The organism is Actinacidiphila sp. bgisy160 (assembly GCF_057707815.1).
The window spans coordinates 122165-141418 of sequence record NZ_JBYIQW010000007.1 but is presented as its reverse complement, the minus strand read 5'-3'; the positions used below and the strand labels follow the sequence as shown (position 1 = coordinate 141418).

14 protein-coding genes, 2 tRNA genes and 1 pseudogene are annotated in these 19254 nt (G+C 73.0%); 6 read left to right on the top strand and 11 right to left on the bottom strand.

All coding sequences use genetic code 11. The features are described 5' to 3' along the window. Window positions 1–4: 4 nt before the first annotated feature. Genes AC3EUJ_RS09400 through pgsA form a run of 3 tightly spaced genes read right to left on the bottom strand, consistent with a single transcriptional unit; the run spans window position 5 to window position 2900 of the window. Window positions 5–1165: a glycosyltransferase family 4 protein gene (locus AC3EUJ_RS09400; RefSeq protein ID WP_431960574.1), complete on the bottom strand. Its 1161-nt coding sequence runs from the start codon at window positions 1163–1165 to the stop codon at window positions 5–7. Continuing rightward, a complete protein-coding gene (locus AC3EUJ_RS09395) occupies window positions 1162–2181 on the bottom strand; it encodes a phosphatidylinositol mannoside acyltransferase (RefSeq protein ID WP_431960573.1) in 1020 nt (339 codons plus the stop codon). Before AC3EUJ_RS09395 ends, AC3EUJ_RS09400 begins: the two co-directional genes overlap by 4 nt. After that, window positions 2178–2900: a phosphatidylinositol phosphate synthase gene (pgsA, locus tag AC3EUJ_RS09390; protein WP_431960572.1), complete on the bottom strand. Its 723-nt coding sequence runs from the start codon at window positions 2898–2900 to the stop codon at window positions 2178–2180. Before pgsA ends, AC3EUJ_RS09395 begins: the two co-directional genes overlap by 4 nt. A 185-nt stretch (window positions 2901–3085) precedes the next feature. On the opposite strand from pgsA, the gene AC3EUJ_RS09385 reads away from it, so the two are divergent. Together AC3EUJ_RS09385 and AC3EUJ_RS09380 are read left to right on the top strand one after the other, a co-directional pair. Next, the gene (locus tag AC3EUJ_RS09385; protein WP_431960571.1) at window positions 3086–5290 is read left to right on the top strand and encodes an elongation factor G-like protein EF-G2; all 2205 of its coding nucleotides are present in this window, start codon (window positions 3086–3088) and stop codon (window positions 5288–5290) included. Window positions 5291–5469: 179 nt separating this feature from the next. Continuing rightward, window positions 5470–7113: a hypothetical protein gene (locus AC3EUJ_RS09380; RefSeq protein WP_431960570.1), complete on the top strand. Its 1644-nt coding sequence runs from the start codon at window positions 5470–5472 to the stop codon at window positions 7111–7113. Window positions 7114–7171: 58 nt separating this feature from the next. Here the strand turns inward: AC3EUJ_RS09380 and AC3EUJ_RS09375 are convergent, their stop codons facing one another. After that, window positions 7172–7732: an HIT family protein gene (locus tag AC3EUJ_RS09375; RefSeq protein ID WP_431960568.1), complete on the bottom strand. Its 561-nt coding sequence runs from the start codon at window positions 7730–7732 to the stop codon at window positions 7172–7174. Between the two features lie 66 nt (window positions 7733–7798). On the opposite strand from AC3EUJ_RS09375, the gene AC3EUJ_RS09370 reads away from it, so the two are divergent. Further along, window positions 7799–8476, top strand: a complete 678-nt coding sequence (locus AC3EUJ_RS09370) for a potassium channel family protein (RefSeq protein ID WP_431960567.1) — start codon at window positions 7799–7801, stop codon at window positions 8474–8476. Between the two features lie 31 nt (window positions 8477–8507). On the opposite strand, the gene thrS is transcribed toward AC3EUJ_RS09370, so the two are convergent. The 3 genes from thrS to AC3EUJ_RS09355 all read right to left on the bottom strand — a co-directional run bounded on the left by thrS (window position 8508) and on the right by AC3EUJ_RS09355 (window position 12375). Then, window positions 8508–10490 (bottom strand): threonine--tRNA ligase, encoded by a 1983-nt coding sequence (thrS, locus tag AC3EUJ_RS09365; protein WP_431960566.1) that lies wholly within the window; start codon window positions 10488–10490, stop codon window positions 8508–8510. 131 nt (window positions 10491–10621) lie between these two features. Further along, complete coding sequence (locus AC3EUJ_RS09360) at window positions 10622–11809, bottom strand: hypothetical protein (protein WP_431960565.1); 1188 nt, start codon at window positions 11807–11809, stop codon at window positions 10622–10624. Further along, entirely contained in the window at window positions 11809–12375 is a 567-nt protein-coding gene (locus AC3EUJ_RS09355) for a DUF4365 domain-containing protein (protein WP_431960564.1), read from the bottom strand. Before AC3EUJ_RS09355 ends, AC3EUJ_RS09360 begins: the two co-directional genes overlap by 1 nt. A 172-nt stretch (window positions 12376–12547) precedes the next feature. On the opposite strand from AC3EUJ_RS09355, the gene AC3EUJ_RS09350 reads away from it, so the two are divergent. After that, a complete protein-coding gene (locus AC3EUJ_RS09350; protein WP_431960563.1) occupies window positions 12548–13288 on the top strand; it encodes an exonuclease domain-containing protein in 741 nt (246 codons plus the stop codon). A gap of 161 nt (window positions 13289–13449) precedes the next feature. Here AC3EUJ_RS09350 and AC3EUJ_RS09345 read toward each other — a convergent pair. Both AC3EUJ_RS09345 and AC3EUJ_RS09340 read right to left on the bottom strand, forming a co-directional pair. Then, a tRNA-Val gene (locus AC3EUJ_RS09345) sits at window positions 13450–13521 on the bottom strand. 38 nt (window positions 13522–13559) lie between these two features. Further along, the gene (locus AC3EUJ_RS09340) at window positions 13560–14036 is read right to left on the bottom strand and encodes an SRPBCC family protein (protein ID WP_431960562.1); all 477 of its coding nucleotides are present in this window, start codon (window positions 14034–14036) and stop codon (window positions 13560–13562) included. An 80-nt stretch (window positions 14037–14116) separates the two neighbouring features. Here AC3EUJ_RS09340 and AC3EUJ_RS09335 point away from each other — a divergent pair, with 80 nt between their 5' ends. Beyond that, the gene (locus AC3EUJ_RS09335; protein WP_431960561.1) at window positions 14117–16474 is read left to right on the top strand and encodes an SCO7613 C-terminal domain-containing membrane protein; all 2358 of its coding nucleotides are present in this window, start codon (window positions 14117–14119) and stop codon (window positions 16472–16474) included. Between the two features lie 285 nt (window positions 16475–16759). Further along, window positions 16760–17494 (top strand): HAD family hydrolase, encoded by a 735-nt coding sequence (locus AC3EUJ_RS09330; protein WP_431960560.1) that lies wholly within the window; start codon window positions 16760–16762, stop codon window positions 17492–17494. Window positions 17495–17820: 326 nt separating this feature from the next. On the opposite strand, the pseudogene AC3EUJ_RS09325 reads toward AC3EUJ_RS09330, so the two are convergent. Beyond that, window positions 17821–18021, bottom strand: a pseudogene (locus AC3EUJ_RS09325) (ABC transporter permease subunit); the annotation flags it as partial. Between the two features lie 1134 nt (window positions 18022–19155). Next, window positions 19156–19227 (bottom strand) — tRNA-Val (locus AC3EUJ_RS09320). Window positions 19228–19254: the final 27 nt, after the last annotated feature.

The window sequence follows — 19254 nt, the reverse complement described above, 5'->3', positions numbered from 1 at the left end:
CGCCTCAGTCGCGGGCGAAGCCGAAGCGGGCCCGCAGCCCCACCCGCTCGTCGGCGGCGACCGACGCCGCCCCGGCGGCGACCGTCTCGTACACCGCGAGGATGTCGGCGGCGACGACCGACCAGTCGAAACGCCGGACATGCCGCGAGCCCAGCTCACGCAGCTGCGCGCGACGCTCGGGGTCGCCGAGCAGCCGCACCGCGGTGCCCGCCAGGGCGTCCGGGTCCTCGTTGGGGAAGAGCTCGCCGGCCGCGCCCCCGTCGAGCACCTGACGGAAGGCGTCCAGGTCGCTGGCGAGCACCGGCGCCCCGGCCGACATGGCCTCCACGAGAATGATCCCGAAGCTCTCGCCGCCGGTGTTGGGCGCCACGTACAGGTCGACGCTGCGCAGCAGGCGCGCCTTGTCCTCGTCGCTGATCATGCCGAGGAACTCGACCCGGTCGCGCATCTCCTTGGGCAGGTCCTCCACCGCCTCGGCCTCGTCGCCGCGCCCGGCGACCAGCAGCCGGGTGTCCGGCCGCTCGGCGAGGATCCCCGGCAGGGCCTTCATCAGCACGGGCAGGCCCTTGCGGGGCTCGTCGATCCGCCCGATGAAGCCGATGGTCTGCCCCTGCCACTCCGTCTTGGGCTCGGCGCCGGCGAAGAAGCCCACGTCGACGCCGTTGGGGATGACCACGGCGTCGCCGCCCAGGTGCTCGACCAGGGTGCGCCGCGCGTACTCGCTGACCGCGATGCGGGCGCTGATCTTCTCCAGTGCGGCCTGCAGGATCGGGTAGGCGGCGATCATCGCCCGGGAGCGCGGGTTGGAGGTGTGGAAGGTGGCCACGATCGGCCCCTGCGCGGCCCAGCAGGTCAGCAGGCCGAGGGAGGGCGAGGACGGCTCGTGGACGTGGATGACGTCGAAGGCGCCCTCGTGGAGCCAGCGGCGCACTCGCGCGGCCGACAGGAAGCCGAAGTTGAGTCGCGCGACCGAGCCGTTGTACGGCACGGGCACGGCACGGCCGGAGGAGACGACGTAGGGCGGCAGCGGGGTGTCGTCGTCGGCCGGCGCCAGGACGGAGACCTCGTGGCCGAGCGCGATCAGGTGCTCGGCGAGGTCACGGATGTGGAACTGGACGCCGCCGGGGACGTCCCACGAGTACGGGCTGACGATCCCGATCCTCAAGGCTTCTCCGTTCCGGAGCGGTCAGTGGGGTCCCCGGACGCCGGGGAGGGCCCGGACGCCGGGGAGGGCCCGGACACCGGGGAGGACGCCGTGGCCCGCCCACCGGGTTGCCCGCCCGACGCGTCCGCCCGCGGTTCGAGGTCGGCGAGCCACAGCCGCTGCAGCATGTGCCAGTCCTCGGGGTGCTCGGCGATGCCGGCGGCGAAGACGTCCGCCAGGCGCTGCGTCATGACGGCGGTCCGCTCCGCCCGCGTGCCGTCCTGCGGCACGTCGACCGGGGCGTGCACCTGGCCCTGGAGGTTGGGCGAGTCGTCGTACCAGAGGGTGACCGGCAGCAGCAGCGCCCCGGTCTGCTGGGCGAGGAGGGCCGGCCCCGCGGGCATGCGGGTGGCCTCGCCGAAGAAGTCCACCTCGACGCCGGAGGAGGACAGGTCGCGGTCGGCGACCAGGCACACCAGGCCGCCGCCGCGCAGCCGCCGGGCCAGCGCGCCGAAGGCGGCGCCGCCGGTGTGCGGCAGCACCTCCATGCCCAGGCCCTCGCGGTAGGCGACGAACCGGTCGTACAGCGTCTCGGGCTTGAGCCGCTCGGCGACGGTGGCGAAGGGCACCCCGAGCCTGGTGGTGACCCAGGCGCCCGCGAGGTCCCAGTTGGCCATGTGCGGCAGGGCGAGGACGACCCCGCGGCCACTGGCCAGGCCTTCCTCCAGGTGGTGCAGGTCCTTGGGGTCGAACGCGCCGCGGATGCGGTCCTCGCTCCAGGCCGGCAGCCGGAAGGACTCCATCCAGTAGCGCAGGTACGAGCGCATACCGGCCTTCGACAGCTCGCGCAGCCGCGCCTCGTCGGCGCCGGGCACGACCCTGGCCAGGTTGGACTCCAGGCGCTGCACGCCCTTGCCACGTCGGCTCCAGGCGAGGTCGGCGATGGACCGGCCGAGCCGCGCCGCGGCGGGTTCCGGCAGCCGTTTGACCGCGCCCCAGCCCAGTCCGTACAGCGCGTCGGTCAGCGCGTCCTTCACGCCCGCCCGCTCCCCTCGTGCGCCGCCGCGTCGGCCTCGAAGGCCTCGCGGCGCACGGTGATCACCCGCTGCACCAGCGTCACCAGGCTGCCGACGGCCACGATCCACAGGGCGATCGGCAGCAGCCACTGGATGCCGGGGACGCCGAACTTGTGGAGTCCGGCGAAACCGCAGGCCACCAGTGAGATCACCAGTCGCTCGGCTCGTTCGACCAGGCCGTTCACCGCCACCGGCAGTCCGATGCTCTCACCGCGCGCCTTGGTGTACGAGACCACCTGGCCGCTGGCGAGGCAGAAGATCGTCACCGCGCACAGCACGAGGTCGTTCCCGCCCCCGGCGTACCACAGGGCCAGCCCGCCGAAGATGGCCGCGTCGGCGACCCGGTCCAGCGTGGAGTCCAGGAAGGCGCCCCAGCGGCTGGAGACGCCCGCCTGCCGGGCCATGTTGCCGTCCACCAGGTCGGAGAAGACGAACAGGGTGATGACGACCGTGCCCCAGAAGAACTCGCCCCTGGGGTAGAAGACCAGCGCTCCCGCGACCACTCCTCCGGTGCCGATCAGCGTGACCGTGTCCGGGCTGACGCCCCGGCGCAGCAGAAACGCGGCGAACGGTGTGAGGACACGCGTGAAGAAAGCACGCGCGTACTTGTTCAGCATGGCCTTCCCGGAGGGGTTCGTGGGTGCCCCGGCGCGGCCCCGTCGGCCGCCCGGCTGGCCCATCGTAGCCAGGCGCGTTCCACCGCAGCTGCCTGGCTCCCGTCCTACCGCGACCCGTACGACGTATGGACGCACCGTGACGCGCGTGGGAAGGTCGAATTACCGCGGGCGTCATTGCAGACCGCCCTGGGCGGGTGGTCTCCCGTGGCGCCAGTCCCCATGCCGTGACGGACCGGGAGGCGAGGCACATGGGCGACAGGAGAGATGCAGGTCCGGGAGCCGCCGGAAGGGCATTGGCGGCCGGCCGGCCCGAGGACGTACGCAACGTGGTGCTGGTCGGCCACAGTGGCTCCGGGAAGACGACACTGGTCGAGGCGCTCGCGCTGGCGACAGGGGCGGTGAACCGCGCCGGGCACGTGGCCGACGGCGGGACCGTCTCCGACCACGACGAGATCGAGCACCGTCAGCAGCGCTCGGTACAGCTCTCGCTCGTACCGGTGGAGTGGGACGGGATCAAGATCAATCTGCTGGACACCCCCGGGTACGCCGACTTCGTGGGGGAACTCAGGGCCGGTCTGCGGGCAGCGGACGCGGCCCTCTTCGTCGTCTCGGCGGCCGACGGCGTCGACGGCGCCACCCGGATGGTCTGGGAGGAGTGCGCGGCGGTCGGCATGCCGCGCGCGGTCGTCGTCACGCACCTGGAGGCGGCACGGGCGGACTTCGACGAGATGACGCAGACCTGCCGCGAGGCCTTCGGGGGCGACTCCCCCGACGCGGTGCTGCCGCTGTACCTCCCGCTGCACGGCGAGGAGGCCGCGGACGGCCACACACCCGTGACCGGGCTCATCGGTCTGCTGTCGCAGCGGGTCTACGACTACTCCTCCGGCAAGCGCGAGGAGCGCGCACCGGACGACGGGCAACTGCCGGAGATGGACGAGGCGCGCGCCCGGCTCATCGAGGGGATCATCGCCGAGAGCGAGGACGAGACCCTCATGGACCGCTACCTCGGCGGCGAGGAGCTCGACCTCAAGACGCTGATCCAGGACCTGGAGCGGGCCGTGGCACGCGGCTCCTTCCACCCCGTGCTGGCCGCTGCGCCGGCCGCTGAGGGCTGCAGACAGGGCATCGGCACCGTGGAGCTGCTGGAGTTGATCACCGGTGGCTTCCCGACGCCGCTGGAACGCGAGGTGCCGCGGGTCACCACGCCTCAGGGCACCGCGCACGCGCAGCTCAGCTGCGATCCGGACGGGCCGCTGGCCGCCGAGGTCGTGAAGACCTCCTCCGACCCGTACGTGGGGCGGATCAGCCTCGTGCGGGTCTTCTCGGGCACGTTGCGCCCCGACGAGACGGTCCACGTCTCCGGACACGGTCTGGAGGACCGCGGCCACGAGGACCACGACGTCGACGAGCGCGTCGGCGCCCTGTCCTCGCCGTTCGGCAAGCAGCAGCGGACGGTGCCGCACTGTGTCGCGGGCGACCTGGCCTGCGTCGCCAAACTGACCCGCGCGGAGACCGGGGACACCCTCTCCGCCAAGGACGACCCGCTGCTCATGGAGCCCTGGCTGATGCCGGACCCCCTGCTGCCGGTCGCCATCCAGGCGCACAGCAAGGCCGACGAGGACAAGCTGTCCGTCGGCCTGTCCCGGCTCGTCGCCGAGGACCCCACGATGCGGCTGGAGCAGAACCCCGACACGCGGCAGGTCGTGCTGTGGTGCCTGGGCGAGGCCCACATGGACGTGGCACTGGAGCGGCTGCGCACGCGCTACGGCGTGCAGGTCGACGCGGTGCCGCACAAGGTGGCGCTGCGCGAGACCTTCGGCGAGAAGTCGGCGGCGCGCGGACGGCACGTCAAGCAGTCCGGCGGGCACGGCCAGTACGCCATCTGCGACATCGAGGTGGAACCGCTGCCGGTCGGCTCCGGCATCGAGTTCGTCGACAAGGTCGTCGGCGGCGCGGTACCGCGGCAGTTCATCCCCTCGGTGGAGAAGGGCGTCCGCGCCCAGGCCGCCAAGGGCGTGGCCCTCGGCTTCCCGGTCGAGGACATCCGCATCACCCTGGTCGACGGCAAGGCGCACTCGGTGGACTCCTCCGACGCCGCCTTCCAGACGGCGGGCGCGCTCGCCCTGCGCGAGGCGGCCACCCAGTGCCGCATCCACCTGCTGGAACCCGTCAGCGAGATCCGGGTGATGGTGCCGGACGAGTACGTCGGTCCGGTCATGAGCGACCTGTCCGGGCGCCGCGGACGGGTGCTGGGCACCGAACCGGTCGGCCTGGGACGCACATTGGTGCGGGCCGAGGTACCGGAGATCGAGATCGGGCGCTACGCGGTCGACCTCAGGTCGCTGTCGCACGGCACCGGCCGGTACGGCCGCAGCTACGCCCGGCACGAGCCGATGCCGCCCCAGCTGGCGCAGAAACTGAGGGAGCAGCACGCCCAGGAGTCCGGCAAGTAACCCCCAGGTGGGGGAGGTTGGCGGCCCGGCGGAACGATCTTCTTCCGCCGGGCCGATGACGCACGTCACACGCCCCGTATACGCTGGGTGGGCGGCGTCGCAGGTGTGCCGGTGCCGCGGCCGGGGAAAGGGCCGGGCGGGTTCACTTCCGCGCGGGCGGGGACCAGAAGGGGGCGGCAGTGACCGACGGTTTCGACTTCCTGAGCCCGGGCGCGCAGATACCGCTGAGCGGTGTCGACGGGCAGACCGCGGCCACCCAGGCGCTCGCGTCGGCCGCCTACCGGGACAGCCCCCTGGAGGCCCTGTCGAAGGCCGACGAGGGCAAGTCCTCGGTCAAGGAAGCGCGGGTCAGGCTGCTCCAGGCGAACCTGGGCGAGGCCTTCGCCCGCGCCGTGCAGAACCGGATGCTGGGCGCCGCCCGCAACGAACTGGTGCAGTCCTTCGGCGCGGAGCCGCAGACCGTCGTCGAGCACTGCCTGGCCGCCAACCGGATCCGCCAGGAAAGGGACAACAAGCTGACGGCCGTCATGGTCGTGTTCGGCCTGCTCTTCCTGCCCGGGATGCTGATCTGGCTGGGCGCCTTCCAACTGCGCGCCGTCGTGGCGAAGTCCGAGGGCTCCAGGGCCGGGCTGCTCGGCTCGGTGGTCCTGGTCGTGGTCGGCTTCTTCGCCGTCCTGTTCGTCCTCGACCCGCCGCTCGCCGGCTTCTGGTCGCAGTACCTGCGGGTGATGATGGCGGCCCCGGTCCTCGGCTGGTTCTGGGCGAAGCGGATCTGTGAGCAGACGGCCAAGGACCTGCGCGAACGCTGGGCGGGGCTGGTCTCCGGCAGCGGCGTCGGCGCCAAGATCCCCGAGGCCGTGCCGCGCAACCCCAACGAGACCCGGGCCGAGAAGCTGCGCCAGAGCCTGGCCAAGCTCTCCGCCGAGCAGCAGAGCAACGTGGTCTTCTACGCCGGCCCCAAGGGCATACTCGGTATGGGCACCCGCTGGGGCATCTGGCAGATGGCCGAGGAGCTGACGCCCCGCGAGGGCCTCGCCGAGATCCACCCGTTCCGCAGCTGGGACGTGATCAAGGCGATCCACGGCCGGCTGCGCGACCTGCAGCGCGGCCCGCTGCACACCGGCGGCTTCACCAAGCCCCTGATACAGCACTGGGTCGTCGCCCCCGTGGGCGAGGACGCCAAGAAGATCGCCCGGCCGGCCGGCTCGGACGTCGACGGGTACACCGTCCGCGACTTCGAGATCCAGCGGATCTGCAACGAGCAGCAGTTCGGCAAGGGCAACCGGCACTACCTGGGCGTGCAGTTCGTGCTGTGGGACGGCCAGCTGGTGATGACCCTGATGGTCACCGTGACGGTGCTGGCCAGCACCCTGCGGGTCGAGGTGACCGGGCACGCCCTGGGGCCGGTGCACTCCCTGTTCACCACGGCGCCGGAGGCCAAGGAGAAGGAGACGAGTCACCCCGTCAAGTTCTGGGAGACGAAGAAGGTGCAGCTGCCGCTCGTGGAGAGCGCCGAGGTCGTCCGGCTGGCCGCGCGGGCCCCGTTCACCCGCTTCCCGCAGCTGCTGGACTACCTCGGCGGCAAGATCGTTCTGCCCGAGCCCTTCGGGCTGCGCCACACCTGGGCGTCGCCGCCCTGGAAGCACCGCTTCATGGCCGACGACGCGCTGCGCGCGGCCACCCCGGTGCTGCGCGCGGTGCACTCCGCGGCGATCGCCGTCATGGAGGAGAACGGCGTGGACACCACCAAGTTCACCGCACGCTCGCTGTTCCTGAGCACCTCGGTGCAGGACGCGTCGCCCAGCGAGGCCGACGTCTACTGACGGGCCCCGGGCCGGACGGCCGCCGTGCCGCCCCGGCCCGGCGGCGGGACGGGCCGGGTCAGCCGGCCGGCCAGGCGTCGGCGAGCATCTTGCGGGTGTCGGCGAGGAGCTGCGGCAGCACCTTGGTGTGGCCGACCACCGGCATGAAGTTGGTGTCGCCACCCCAGCGCGGCACCACGTGCTGGTGCAGGTGCGCGGCGATCCCCGCGCCCGCCACGGTGCCCTGGTTCATGCCGATGTTGAAGCCGTGGGCGCCGGAGGCCGAGCGCAGCGCGACCATGGCGCGCTTGGTGAACTCGGCCAGCTCGGTGGTCTCCGGCCCGTCGAGGTCGGTGTAGTCCGCGACGTGGCGGTAGGGGACCACCATGAGGTGGCCGCCGTTGTACGGGTAGAGGTTGAGGACCGCGTACACGGCGTCGCCGCGCGCGATGACCAGCCCGTCCTCGTCACTCATCTCCGGAATCGCGCAGAAGGGGCAGCCGTCCCCGGCCCCGGGGCCGGTCGGCTTGTTCTCGCCCTGGATGTACGCCATGCGGTGCGGCGTCCACAGGCGCTGGAACGCGTCCTGCGTCCCCACTCCGTTCTGCAGTTCCGGCTCACTCGTCATGTCTTGCAGCATATGGCGTCGTCCCGGGCCTGCGTGTCGCCGGGGGCGCTCCCGGCCACGTGGCACGATGCTGGCCCCATGTCCATGGATGACGAGCGGCGGCTGCGGGAGTGGGAGCGTTGGGGCAGCGTGCCGCTGTCCATCGGGTCCCTGGTGTTCCTCGTCACGTACGCGGTGCGCGTGCTCGTCCCGGACCTGCCGCCCGACTGGTCGGACCTACTGCTGCTGATCACCGTCGTGACCTGGGGGTTCTTCGTACTGGACTACCTGGTTCGGGTGGCCGTCGCACCGCACCGCTGGACGTACGTCCGCCGGCGTTGGCTCGACCTCGTGGTGGTGATCCTGCCGCTGCTGCGTCCGCTGCGCATGCTGCAGCTCTACGGGCAGATGCTGAACCGCCACCAGCAGCCGCGGCTCTCCCTGGAAGCCCGGGTCATGTCCTATGCGGGGCTCAGCGCCCTCCTGCTCGGCTTCGCGGCGAGCCTGCAGGTCTACGCGTACGAGCGGTACACCCCCGGCGCGGAGATCCGGACCTACGGCCAGTCGGTGTGGTGGCTCTGCTCCACGATCACCACGACCGGGTACGGCGACCTCGTCCCCGTCACGGTGCGCGGGCGGGTGATCGCCGTCGGCGTGATGTTCCTGGGCGTGGTCCTGATCGGCGCGGTCGTCGGGTCGTTCTCGTCCTGGCTGGTCAAGAGCTTCCGCCGGCCCGGGGAGCGGTCGGACGTACCGGGGCCCCCGGAGGGCGAATAGCCTCCGGGGCCCCGGTCGTGCGAACCGGCGGTCAGACCTGGACGCGGTCCTCGACGGCCTTGGCGATCTCGGCGATCGCCTCGTCGCGCGGGATGCCGTTCTTCTGCGAGCCGTCCCGGTAGCGGAAGGAGACCGAGCCCGCCGCCATGTCCTCGTCGCCGACGATGACCATGAACGGCACCTTGCTCCGCTGGGCGTTGCGGATCTTCTTCTGCATGCGGTCCGCCGAGGCGTCCACCTCGACCCGCAGGCCCTTCTTCTTCGCCTCGGCGGCGAACTCCTGCAGGTAGGGCACGTGCGCGTCGCCGATCGGGATGCCGACCGCCTGGACCGGCGCCAGCCAGACCGGGAAGGCACCCGCGTAGTGCTCCAGCAGCACCGCGAAGAAGCGCTCGATGGAGCCGAAGAGCGCGCGGTGGATCATGACCGGGCGCTGCTTGGAGCCGTCGGCCGCCGTGTACTCCAGGTCGAAGCGCTCCGGCAGGTTGAAGTCGAGCTGCACGGTCGACATCTGCCACGTGCGGCCGATGGCGTCCTTGGCCTGGACGGAGATCTTGGGACCGTAGAAGGCGGCGCCGCCCGGGTCGGGGACGAGCGGGAGGCCCTGCTTCTCGGCCACCTGCCGCAGCGTCTCGGTGGCCTCCTCCCAGATCTCGTCGGAGCCGACGAACTTCTCCGGGTCCTTGGTGGACAGCTCCAGGTAGAAGTCGGTCAGGCCGTAGTCGCGCAGCAGGTTGAGGACGAAGGTGAGCGTCTTGTCGAGCTCGTCCGCCATCTGCTCCCTGGTGCAGTAGATGTGCGCGTCGTCCTGGGTGAAGCCGCGGGCACGGGTGAGGCCGTGCACGACACCCGACTTCTCGTACCGGTACACGGTGCCGAACTCGAACAGGCGCAGCGGCAGTTCACGGTACGAGCGACCGCGCGCGTCGAAGACCAGATTGTGCATCGGGCAGTTCATGGGCTTGAGGTAGTAGTCCACGCCCTCGTCGAGCTGCATGGGCGGGTACATGCCGTCGGCGTACCAGTCCAGGTGGCCCGAGGTCTCGAAGAGCTTCCCCTTGGTGGCGTGCGGGGTATAGACGAACTCGTAGCCCTCCTCCTCGTGCCGGCGGCGCGAGTAGTCCTCCATGACCCGGCGGATGATGCCGCCCTTGGGGTGGAAGACCGCCAGGCCCGAGCCGATCTGCTCCGGGATGGAGAACAGGTCGAGTTCCTGGCCGAGCTTGCGGTGGTCGCGCTTCTCGGCCTCGACGAGGAAGTCCAGGTACGCCTTGAGCTCGTCCCTGGACGGCCAGGCGGTGCCGTAGATCCGCTGCAGCTGCTTGTTCTTCTCGCTGCCGCGCCAGTAGGCGGCGGCCGAGCGCATCAGCTTGAACGCGGGGATGATCCGGGTGGAGGGCAGGTGGGGACCGCGGCAGAGGTCCTTCCAGCACAGCTCGCCGGTCTTGGCGTCCAGGTTGTCGTAGATGGTCAGTTCGCCGGCGCCGACCTCCGCGGAGGCGCCCTCGGCGGCCTCGGCGGCGGAGCCCTTGAGGCCGATCAGCTCCAGCTTGTAGGGCTCGTCGGCGAGTTCCTCGCGGGCCTCGTCGTCGCTGACGGCACGGCGGGAGAAGCGCTGACCGCGCTTGACGATCTCCTGCATCTTCTTCTCGATGCGCTTGAGGTCGTCGGGGTGGAAGGGCTTGTCGACGTCGAAGTCGTAGTAGAAGCCGTCCTTGATCGGCGGGCCGATGCCGAGCTTGGCCTCCGGGAAGAGCTCCTGCACGGCCTGGGCCATCACGTGCGCGGTGGAGTGGCGCAGGATGTTGAGGCCGTCCTCGCTGGCGATCCCGACGGGCTCGACCTCGTCGCCGTCGGCGACCTCGTGGGTGAGGTCCTTGAGCTGGCCCCCCACGCGCGCGGCGACGACGGTGCGGTCGCCGTCGAAGAGCTCGGCCGCCGTCGTGCCCGTGGTGACCAGCCGCTCTTCCTGCTCCTCGGAATCGCGTTTGATGATCACACGGACGTCTGACACCGGTCTCTCCTGACGTATGTCCCACTGGGTCCGGCAGCGGAATGCTGCACCGCTGAATCCTACCGAGCCGCACGGGTGCCCCGCGAAGCGATGGCCCCGGCGGCGCGGCCGCCGCCCGGCGGGCACCCCGGTCAGCCGCCGAAGGAGTCCTCGAAGGTGTCGACGCCGCCGTGCAGGGCTTTCATCAGCCGGTCGCGGTCGGCCTCGTCGACGTGCACGGGGGTCAGCACGGACGCGTGGGTGAGGTGACGGAAGCCGGTACGCCGTTCCAGCCGCCCGGAGAGCCGGACGGGCAGCCCGACCAGGTGCGCCTGGGCCGCGATGCGGTACCCATCCTCCGGCAGGCGGACGCGTACGTGGCGTACGTCGGCACCGGCCAGCACACGCAGCCGGACGGTGCCGCCCCCGGAGGGACGCGGCCGGCGCAGCCGGGTGACGGTGCCGGTGATCCGCACGTCGACGGAGGGTTCCCCGCGCACGTAACGATCACTGGCGGCCTCCAGCGCGGGGAGGTCGCCAGGGGAGAACTCGACCGGCTCCGGCACGGTCGCGAACCCCGCCGGTGGCCCGGCCGCCGGTGCCCAGGCCAGGGTGACCGCCACGCCCTCGGTGCCGCGCACCATCCGGATCAGGGAGTCGGCCAGTTCGTGGCAGACGCCGAGGCCCACGGCCGCGTCGAAGGCCTCCATGCCGCCGGTGGTCCGCTGGTAGTCCACGGCGTCCCGGGCGGCCTGCAGGGCACGCAGCAGCGTGGTCACGATGCGGCGGCCCTCGGGCACCGGCGCGTACGCCGTGAGCTGGTGCCCCGGCGCGTCCCCGACCAGCACCTGTTCCAGGAAGGCGTCGGCGTGCCCGGTGTGGCGCGCGCCGAAGTAGCCGAAGCGGTCGCGTTCGGCACGGGCTGCGGACATGAGCATGGCGCGGGCGGCGGCGCGCAACTGCTCCGCGGCCGTCCACGGCACGGCCGCACCGGCGGCCGGCGGCGGCTCGCGGTGCCAGCGGATCTCGTCGCCGGGGACGGCAAGCGCGGTCAGCACCTCGCGCGCCGACGGCTCGCCGCAGCGGGCGAGGGCGTCGAGGGCCTCGCCCAGCAGTTCGGCGTGGTCGGCGTAGCGGGCGCCCGCGGTACGCCGATCGGGCACCAGGAGGCTGGTCCGGGCGGCGGACGCCGGCTCGCCGGGGGGCGTCCAGCGTGTGTAGCGTCCGGGGGCGCCGCCGCGCAGCCGCCAGCCGTGGCGGGCGAGGAGGGCGACGAGGACGCCGGGGTCGACCCGCTCGGGGTCGGGCGGGACGAGTGCGTCGTCGGCCGTCGGGCTCATCAGGGCCTCCCTCCCGCCCCGACCCGCGTCATGATCTCGCACAGGGCCCGGTCGTCGAATATCCGCGCGGTGGGTATCCGCACGGTGGTCTTGCGCCTGCCGGTCACCGCGTGACCGGCGAGGTTCGTCCAGTAGCAGCAGTGCCGCAGCTCCAGCCGGTCGTGGCTGGCGCGCAGCCACTCCTCCTGGGTGCGGGGCACGAGCATCACCACGAGGATCTTGTGTACCGAGACCGGGTTCCGGGCCAGCTTCACCAGGTGCTCGTTCTCGAGCGTGAAGGCGAAGGTCGGGCCAGCGGGCCGCGGGGCGACCTGGTAGGTGCACTTGAGCTGCACCTTGATGGTCACTTCGTCGTCCACGCTGTGGCCGTGCGAACTGTGGCTTATGTGCCAGTCGATGCCGTTGTCCGGGAAGGGCTGGGCGAGCGAACAGCCGGCGGCCGCCGCCACCGCGTGCAGATATCCCACTTGGAGGGTTTCCATGCAGCTGGTGGTGGCGAGTCCGCCGCGCAACGGTGCGTTCCGTTCGGACAGCAGCCCACCCGGGCCGGGCTGCTCGAGCGCCATCGCTCTCCGTGCCTTCCGGGCGCGGGAATCCTGGTGACCCCCGTTGCCATCTTCATCCCCACCAGCGACAAGTCGCAAACCGTTGCGGTTCGGTGACGTGCGGTCACGGGTACGTACCGTAAGGGCGCCCCTCCGGCCGCCCAAATCCTGCGATCCGCACGGGAGGTGCGCCATGCCGCACTGGTACGACGGCCCGCTGGCCGCCTTCGACACGGAGACCACGGGGGTCGACGTGGAGCACGACCGGGTCGTCTCGGCCGCGTTGGTGGTCGAGGACGCCCCCGGCATACCGGCCAGGACGACCCGCTGGCTGGTGGACCCGGGGGTCCCGGTGCCCGAAGGGGCCCGCGCGGTACACGGGCTGGACGACGACCACCTCCGGGCGAACGGACGCCGCCCCGGCCCGGTGATGGAGGAACTGGCACGCGCGCTGGCCGAGCAGGCCGCGGCCGGCGTGCCGCTGGTGGTGATGAACGCGCCCTTCGACCTGACGCTGCTCGACCGGGAGTTGAAACGCCACCGCGGCATGCCGCTCGACGCCTACCTGGTCCGCGGCGCGCTGCGCGTCCTCGACCCCCGGGTCCTGGACAAGCACCTCGACCGCTACCGCAAGGGCCGCCGCACCCTCACCGACCTGTGCGCGCACTACGGCGTGGTGCTGACCGACGCTCACGACGCCGCGGCGGACGCCCTCGCCGCGCTCACACTCGTACGAGTGCTGGGACACCGCTTCTCCACGCGCATCGGCGGCGTGCCGCCCGCCGAACTGCACGCCCGGCAGGCGGTCTGGCACGCCGGCCAGGCCCGCGGGCTGCAGGCCTGGTTCGCCCGCAGCGGCACGGACGAGCAGGTCGACCCGGCATGGCCGCTGCGGCCGTCGCCCGCTCGGACACCCGAGGAGCCGGCGGCCTAGGCCCTGTCGTCGAAGTCCCTCCCCCGGCCTTCGCCCGGGGGTGCCCCCACCCCGCGGCACCTGGCGCGGCACCTCCCAGCGGAGCTGGGGGAGCTACTTTGACGACAGGGCCCAGCGCACGACGAAGGGCCGGTCCTAGATGGACCGGCCCTTCGTGACGGTGGGCGATACTGGGATCGAACCAGTGACCCCTTCGGTGTGAACGAAGTGCTCTCCCGCTGAGCTAATCGCCCGGGACGACCTGAACAATACAGGGCACCGGCGGCTGCGTTCAAACGGCTTCCCGGCCGGGTGCGCCCTCCGCGCGCAACCGGGCGGCCATGCCGCGCCTCCCCTGCCGCATCATCAGGGCGTGGTTCGCCCGGAACAGCGGCCGGCACGGCACGGCCAGCCGCCGCATCAGCGGCTTGTTGACGATCACTTCCTCCTCGAAGAGCAGCCGGGTGCCGCCGTCCGCGCCGTCCGCGCCGACCGTCCACCGCACCCACCCCTCCAGGTCCCCGTACATCGCCGCCTCAAGAACCCGCGCCCCCGGGTCGCGGCGGGTCTGCTGCGCGGTGACGAACAGGTCGTACGGCAGGACCGAGCGCAAGCGCAGCATGCCGGCGGTCTCGCCGGTCTGCCGCACCTCGCGGACCTGGGGCCACCAGGCCGGGTACTCGTGCGGGCGCTCCAGGAGGTCGTACACGGCCTCGGGCGAGGCGGCGATCCGCCACAGACTGCGGAAGCGGTAACGGCTCCAGTCCATGCAGCCAGTGTGCGTACTCAGCGCGGATCTGAGTACCGGCGCGCATGCCCGGCCACGTGGGCCGCGCCACACTCCGAGCCATGGACACCACGCCCCCGCCGCACGACCGCTGCCCCGCGTGCGGCGCCTACCTGCCCGCGACGCCGCCGCCCGCCTGTCCGCGCTGCGCGCTGCCCCTGCTCGGGCCGGTCGCCGAGGAACTGCGCGAGACCGACCGCGCGCTCCTGCGGCTGGACGCCGAGCGTGGCCGCCTCATCGCCCGGCGCGGGCAGTTGCTGGCGCAACTGCGGCCGCCGTACCCTCCGGCCCCGTGGGGCACGCGGCCGGCTCCGCCCCGGGGTGGCCCGCCGCGCCGCGAGACGTCGCCGCGCGCGGTGCAGAACCTGCTGCTGGCCCTGGGCGGTGTGCTGCTGGCGGTCGCGGCCATCGCGTTCACCGTCATCAGCTGGGGCCACCTCGGCATCGGCGGCCGGGCCGCCGTGCTGGGCGCGCTGACCCTCGCGGCGACGGGCGTCCCGTCGCTGCTGCTGCGCCGCGCGCTGACCGCCACGGCCGAGGTCGTCGCCTGCCTCGGCCTCGTCCTGCTGCTGCTCGACGCGTACGCGCTCCACCGCGTGGTGTTCTCCGGCACGGACGGGCTGCGCTACGCGGCGGTGTCCCTGGCCGTCGTCACCGCGCTGTGGGCCGGGTACGGAAAGGCGCTCGGGCGGCTCGTGCTGCCCGTGCCCTTCGCCGTGGCGATCGGTCAACTCCCCCTGGCGCTGTGGGCGTCGGCCGCGCAGTCGGCGTACGGTCTGGCGACCGCCCTGCTCGTCACGGCCGCCCTGGACGCGGCGGCCGCCCTCCTCACCGCCGGGCGCGGGACGCGGATCACCGCCGCGGTCGCCGGGACGGCGCTCGGGACGGCCGGACTGCTCACCGCGGGCGGGCTCTCCCTGTCGGCCGGCGACACGGGTGCGGCACTGCGCGCGGGCGCGCTGCTGCTGGGCGCGGCGGCGGTCGCCCTCGCCGTCGCGCTGCGGCCCGCCGTGCCCGCCGCCGTGTCCGGGATCCTGTCCGGGGTCGTGGCGCTCGCGGTCGTCGGCGCGGCAGGCGGGCTCGTGCGGGCCGGCGTGCCCGGCGACTGGGTCGTCCCGGAGTACCTGGTGTGCGCGGCGGTCGTGCTGGGTGCGGCGGCCCTCGCCGTACCGGCCCGCCTCCGCCCGGTGGCCGCGGGTCTCGCGGCCGGCGCCGCCACGGTGCACGCCCTCGCACTGCTGTGGGCGCTGCCCTCGCTGGTCGTGGGCGTCCTCACGCCCGACGCGTGGGACGGCGCGTACGGCGCGGTCGCGGTGGCCGGCCTGCTCGCCGCGGAACTGGCCGCGGCGGCGCGGCTGCACCGCGGCACCCCGTACGGCCCGGTCGCCGCCTCCGGCGCCCTGGTGTCGGCCGCGCTCGCGGTGTGCGTGCCCGGCCCGCTGCCCGTACGGCTCGTCGTCGTGGCCGCCCTGCTCGCGCTGTCGGCCAGGGCCCTGACCTGGACCGCCCTGGCGACAGCGTGCGGGCTCGCCGCGACGGCTGTCGCCTGGGCCCACCCGCAGCGCACGACGACGCTCATCGTGCTCGCCGTGCTGACGGCCTGCCTCGGCGCGCTGTACGCCGTGGCGTCGCACACCCGCGTGGTGAGCGCCGCCGCCGTGGTCGCCTGCGCGGCCGGCCTCGCCTGGACCGGACTGCCCGCGCACGCGGCGGCGTTCACCCTCCTCGCGATTGCCGCGGCCGCCCAGGCAGCCGCCCTCCGCACCCCCGGGCGCTTCTTCGAGCACCCCGGCCACGCGGCGGCCCTCCTCGGGGTCGTCCTCGTCGCCGACGACCGCGCACTGCTCGCCCTCGCGCTCGCCCTCGCGGGCGTCCTCGCCGCGGCGGTCGCGGCGCTGCGGGCCGACCGGCGGTGGCTCGGGTACGTCGCGACCTGCCTGATGGTCGCGGCCGGTTGGGTGCGCCTCGCGGCGTCCGACGTCCACGTCCCGGAGGCGTACACGCTCCCCGTCACGGTCGCCGCCCTGGGCGTCGGCGCCCTGCGCCGGCGCCGTGACTCCGCGTTCTCCTCCTGGGCCGCCTACGCCCCCGGACTCTCCGCGACCCTGCTCCCGAGCCTCGCCGCCGCCTGGGGAGACCCGGGCTGGGTCCGCCCCCTGTTCCTGGGCGCGGCCTCGCTCGCCGTGATGCTCCTTGGTGCCCGGCACCGGCTGGCGGCGCCGCTCCTGCTGGGGTCGGGCGTGCTCGCACTCGACGCGCTGCACGAACTGGCGCCCTACATCGCCCAGGCCCTCGGCGCGCTCCCCCGCTGGGTGCCGCTCGCCCTGGCGGGCGTCCTCCTGCTGGCGGTCGGGGCGACGTACGAGCACCGTCTGCGCGACGTGCGGCGCGTGCGGGACGCGCTGGGGCGCCTGCGGTAGGAATCGTGCGGGTGGGTGGGTTGTGGTCGCGGTCCGTTGTCGCGTGCGGGTTGCTTGCGCCCCTCCCCCAGCCATCGGCCAGGGGACCCCACAGGGCTCGCGGTCCGGCCCTACGTCATTCGGCTCCGGGTTCGCCGCTCGGCTCGCCCAGCCAACGCTGGGAGGTGCGCCCACGGGCGCACCCCGCCACACCCCCTCCCGCCGGTTCGGGCACAGGACGGCGGGACGGGGGGTTGGGGGAAGTCACCCTCCGCCCGGCCGAACCGCACCTGGTATACCGGCGACGTGATCGAACCTCGCCCCGGGGAAGACCCGTCCACCTTCAAGGCCGTCCTTCTGGACTGGGTGGGAACGCTCATCGTCCCCAAGTGGGGTCCTGACCACGCCGGTCCGAAGGGCGGGTCGTGGATCGAGGGCGCGTTGCGGCGCCTCGCCCGGGACACCTCGCCGGCGGAGGTGAGGCGGCTCAGCGCGGCACTCGACACGGCGATCGGGCAGCCTGCCGTGGCGCGGGCGATGACCGGCGCGGACGCGTCCTTGGGGTCGTACCGCGCCGGTTTCGCGCGGTGGGTCTCGGCCGCGGGCATCGACGAGGCCTTGATGGGCGCCCTGTACGACGAGCTCGCGCAGCCGGACGCCGATCTCTTCGCGACGGACGTGGAGCGGACGCTTGCGACGCTGAAGGCCGCCGGGGTCGGGGTGGCCGTGGTCAGTGACGTCCACTTCGACATCCGCCCCTGGTTCGTGAAGGCGGGCCTCGACGGTCACGTCGACCGGTTCGTGCTTTCCTTCGAGCACGGTGTCTGCAAGCCCGATCCCGCCATCTTCCGAGTGGCGCTGGACGTGCTCGGGGTGGGCCCGGACGAGGCGCTGATGGTCGGGGACCGTTCCGGTCACGACGGCGCGGCGGTCGAGGCGGGCATCCCGACACTGCTGGTCCCGCCACTCGCCGAGGCCACCGAGGAGCGCCTCCACCTCGTGCTCGCATCCTGCGGACTGCGTCGGCACGTACGCCCCTGACACCCTGGCCGAAGTCCGGGGAGGGCGGGCGGGAGAACCGCCCGCCGCGGGCGCAAACGAGCCGCACACAACAACCGGCCGCGCACGCGGGCTGCCCTCCGGGACGGCACCCCGCCGCCACCGCCGCCCCGACCAGGCACCCCGCCGCCACCACCGCAAGCGGCACGAGCGTCCACGCCGCGACCGCGACCACCGCCGGCCCGCCCGCGAGCAGCAGCACCGCACGGCGCGGCCGGCGGCACGAAGGCCCGCAGCCCCGCCGCCGAGCGCGACCGCGGTGAGCACACTGACGCCGGTGAGAGCTTCCCCGCCGGGCAGCGCCCCCAGATGAACGTGAAGAGGGCACTCGTGATGAGAGCGGGCCGGCACAAAGGGAGCACGATGCTCCATAGACGCGCGGATGTGCGCAGCCGTCGATACGGGCCGCCTCGGCAATTCCCGGCTTGATTGCGTATGAATTGCACCATGGGAAAGACGAAGAACGCGTCGGCGGCGAGGTATTTCCCGAGCAGCAACGGAAGGTAAGTGTTGATCAGGTCGGTTTTCGAGAGCACGTACCAAAAAGGCCGGCAGCCGCGTCGAGATCATCACGGCCAAGAGCAGGTTGCGCCCGGTGAGGCGGATCCTGGCGAAGGCGTAGGCCGCCCAGCGAGCAGGAGATGAGCACGCCCACCACCGAACCGGCGGCCAGTACGGGCGAGTTGGCGGAGAAGGCGGGTACGGGGATGTCCGCGATGCCGCGGGTCAGCCACCGGTAGTCGTCGGCGGTGGGTCGCCCGGGGCAGCAGTTCCAGGCTGGCGACGATCTCGTCGCCGGGCTTGAACCGGGCCCCGACCAGCCACACCCCCGGTGGAGGGATCACCGCGAGCAGGGCCGGGGCGCCCGCGTGCCGGGCGAGGGTGCGCGCCGTGCGGCGGGGGCCCCTTTCGGCGGAGGTTCATCGGGCGTCCGTCCGACCTCGCGCGGAACAGCACCGCGGTCAGCAGGCGCACGCCCGGAATCGCACCGGGGAGATCATCGGGGCGGGGTGAGGAACGGAACCGCCGCCAGGCCCCGCCCCCGCCGACCTGCGCCGCCCCGTACAGCCGCGCTGCCGTTCTGGCGCGGGGATAGAGGTTCGTTCAGGTGCATCACCCCGTGGTTTTCGCCGGCACGTACAGGTCGCCCTCGGCGGCGCTGATCTTGTGGACACGGCGTCGAACTCGTCCCACTCCCGCCAGGGCGGGGGGACGCCGACGCGTTGGAAAGCCTCCGGGGCTGTGGACGACGGCGAAGGCGTCCCCGCCGACGGGGACGCCGAGCAGCCTGCCATGGGCCTCGCCGGCCCGACTGGGCGTTCAGGTGGATGGGCGGGCGGTCCTTCGCGAAAAGAGCGGCCGTCTTCACCTGGCCCTGGGCGCTACCGGGGGTAGCGGATGGTCACCGTCCCGCCGTCCGGGTCGCCACCGGCACCGCAGCGGGCCTCCGGCAGGGCCGGCGTGGCGAGGGCGGCCCCGGCCGCCCTCAGGCCCCGTGTCCCGCGCGCACTCCGTCGAACGCTCACGACAGGCCCTTCGGGCGGACGCCACCCCACGTCCCGCGGAAGGCCTGAACACCACGATCGCCGGGCACACGACGAGGGCCCGGAAGCCGCTGCCGGCTTCCGGGCCCTCGGTCCGGGTGGGCGATACTGGGATCGAACCAGTGACCCCTTCGGTGTGAACGAAGTGCTCTCCCGCTGAGCTAATCGCCCCGGTGCGGGAACAACATTACCGCATGT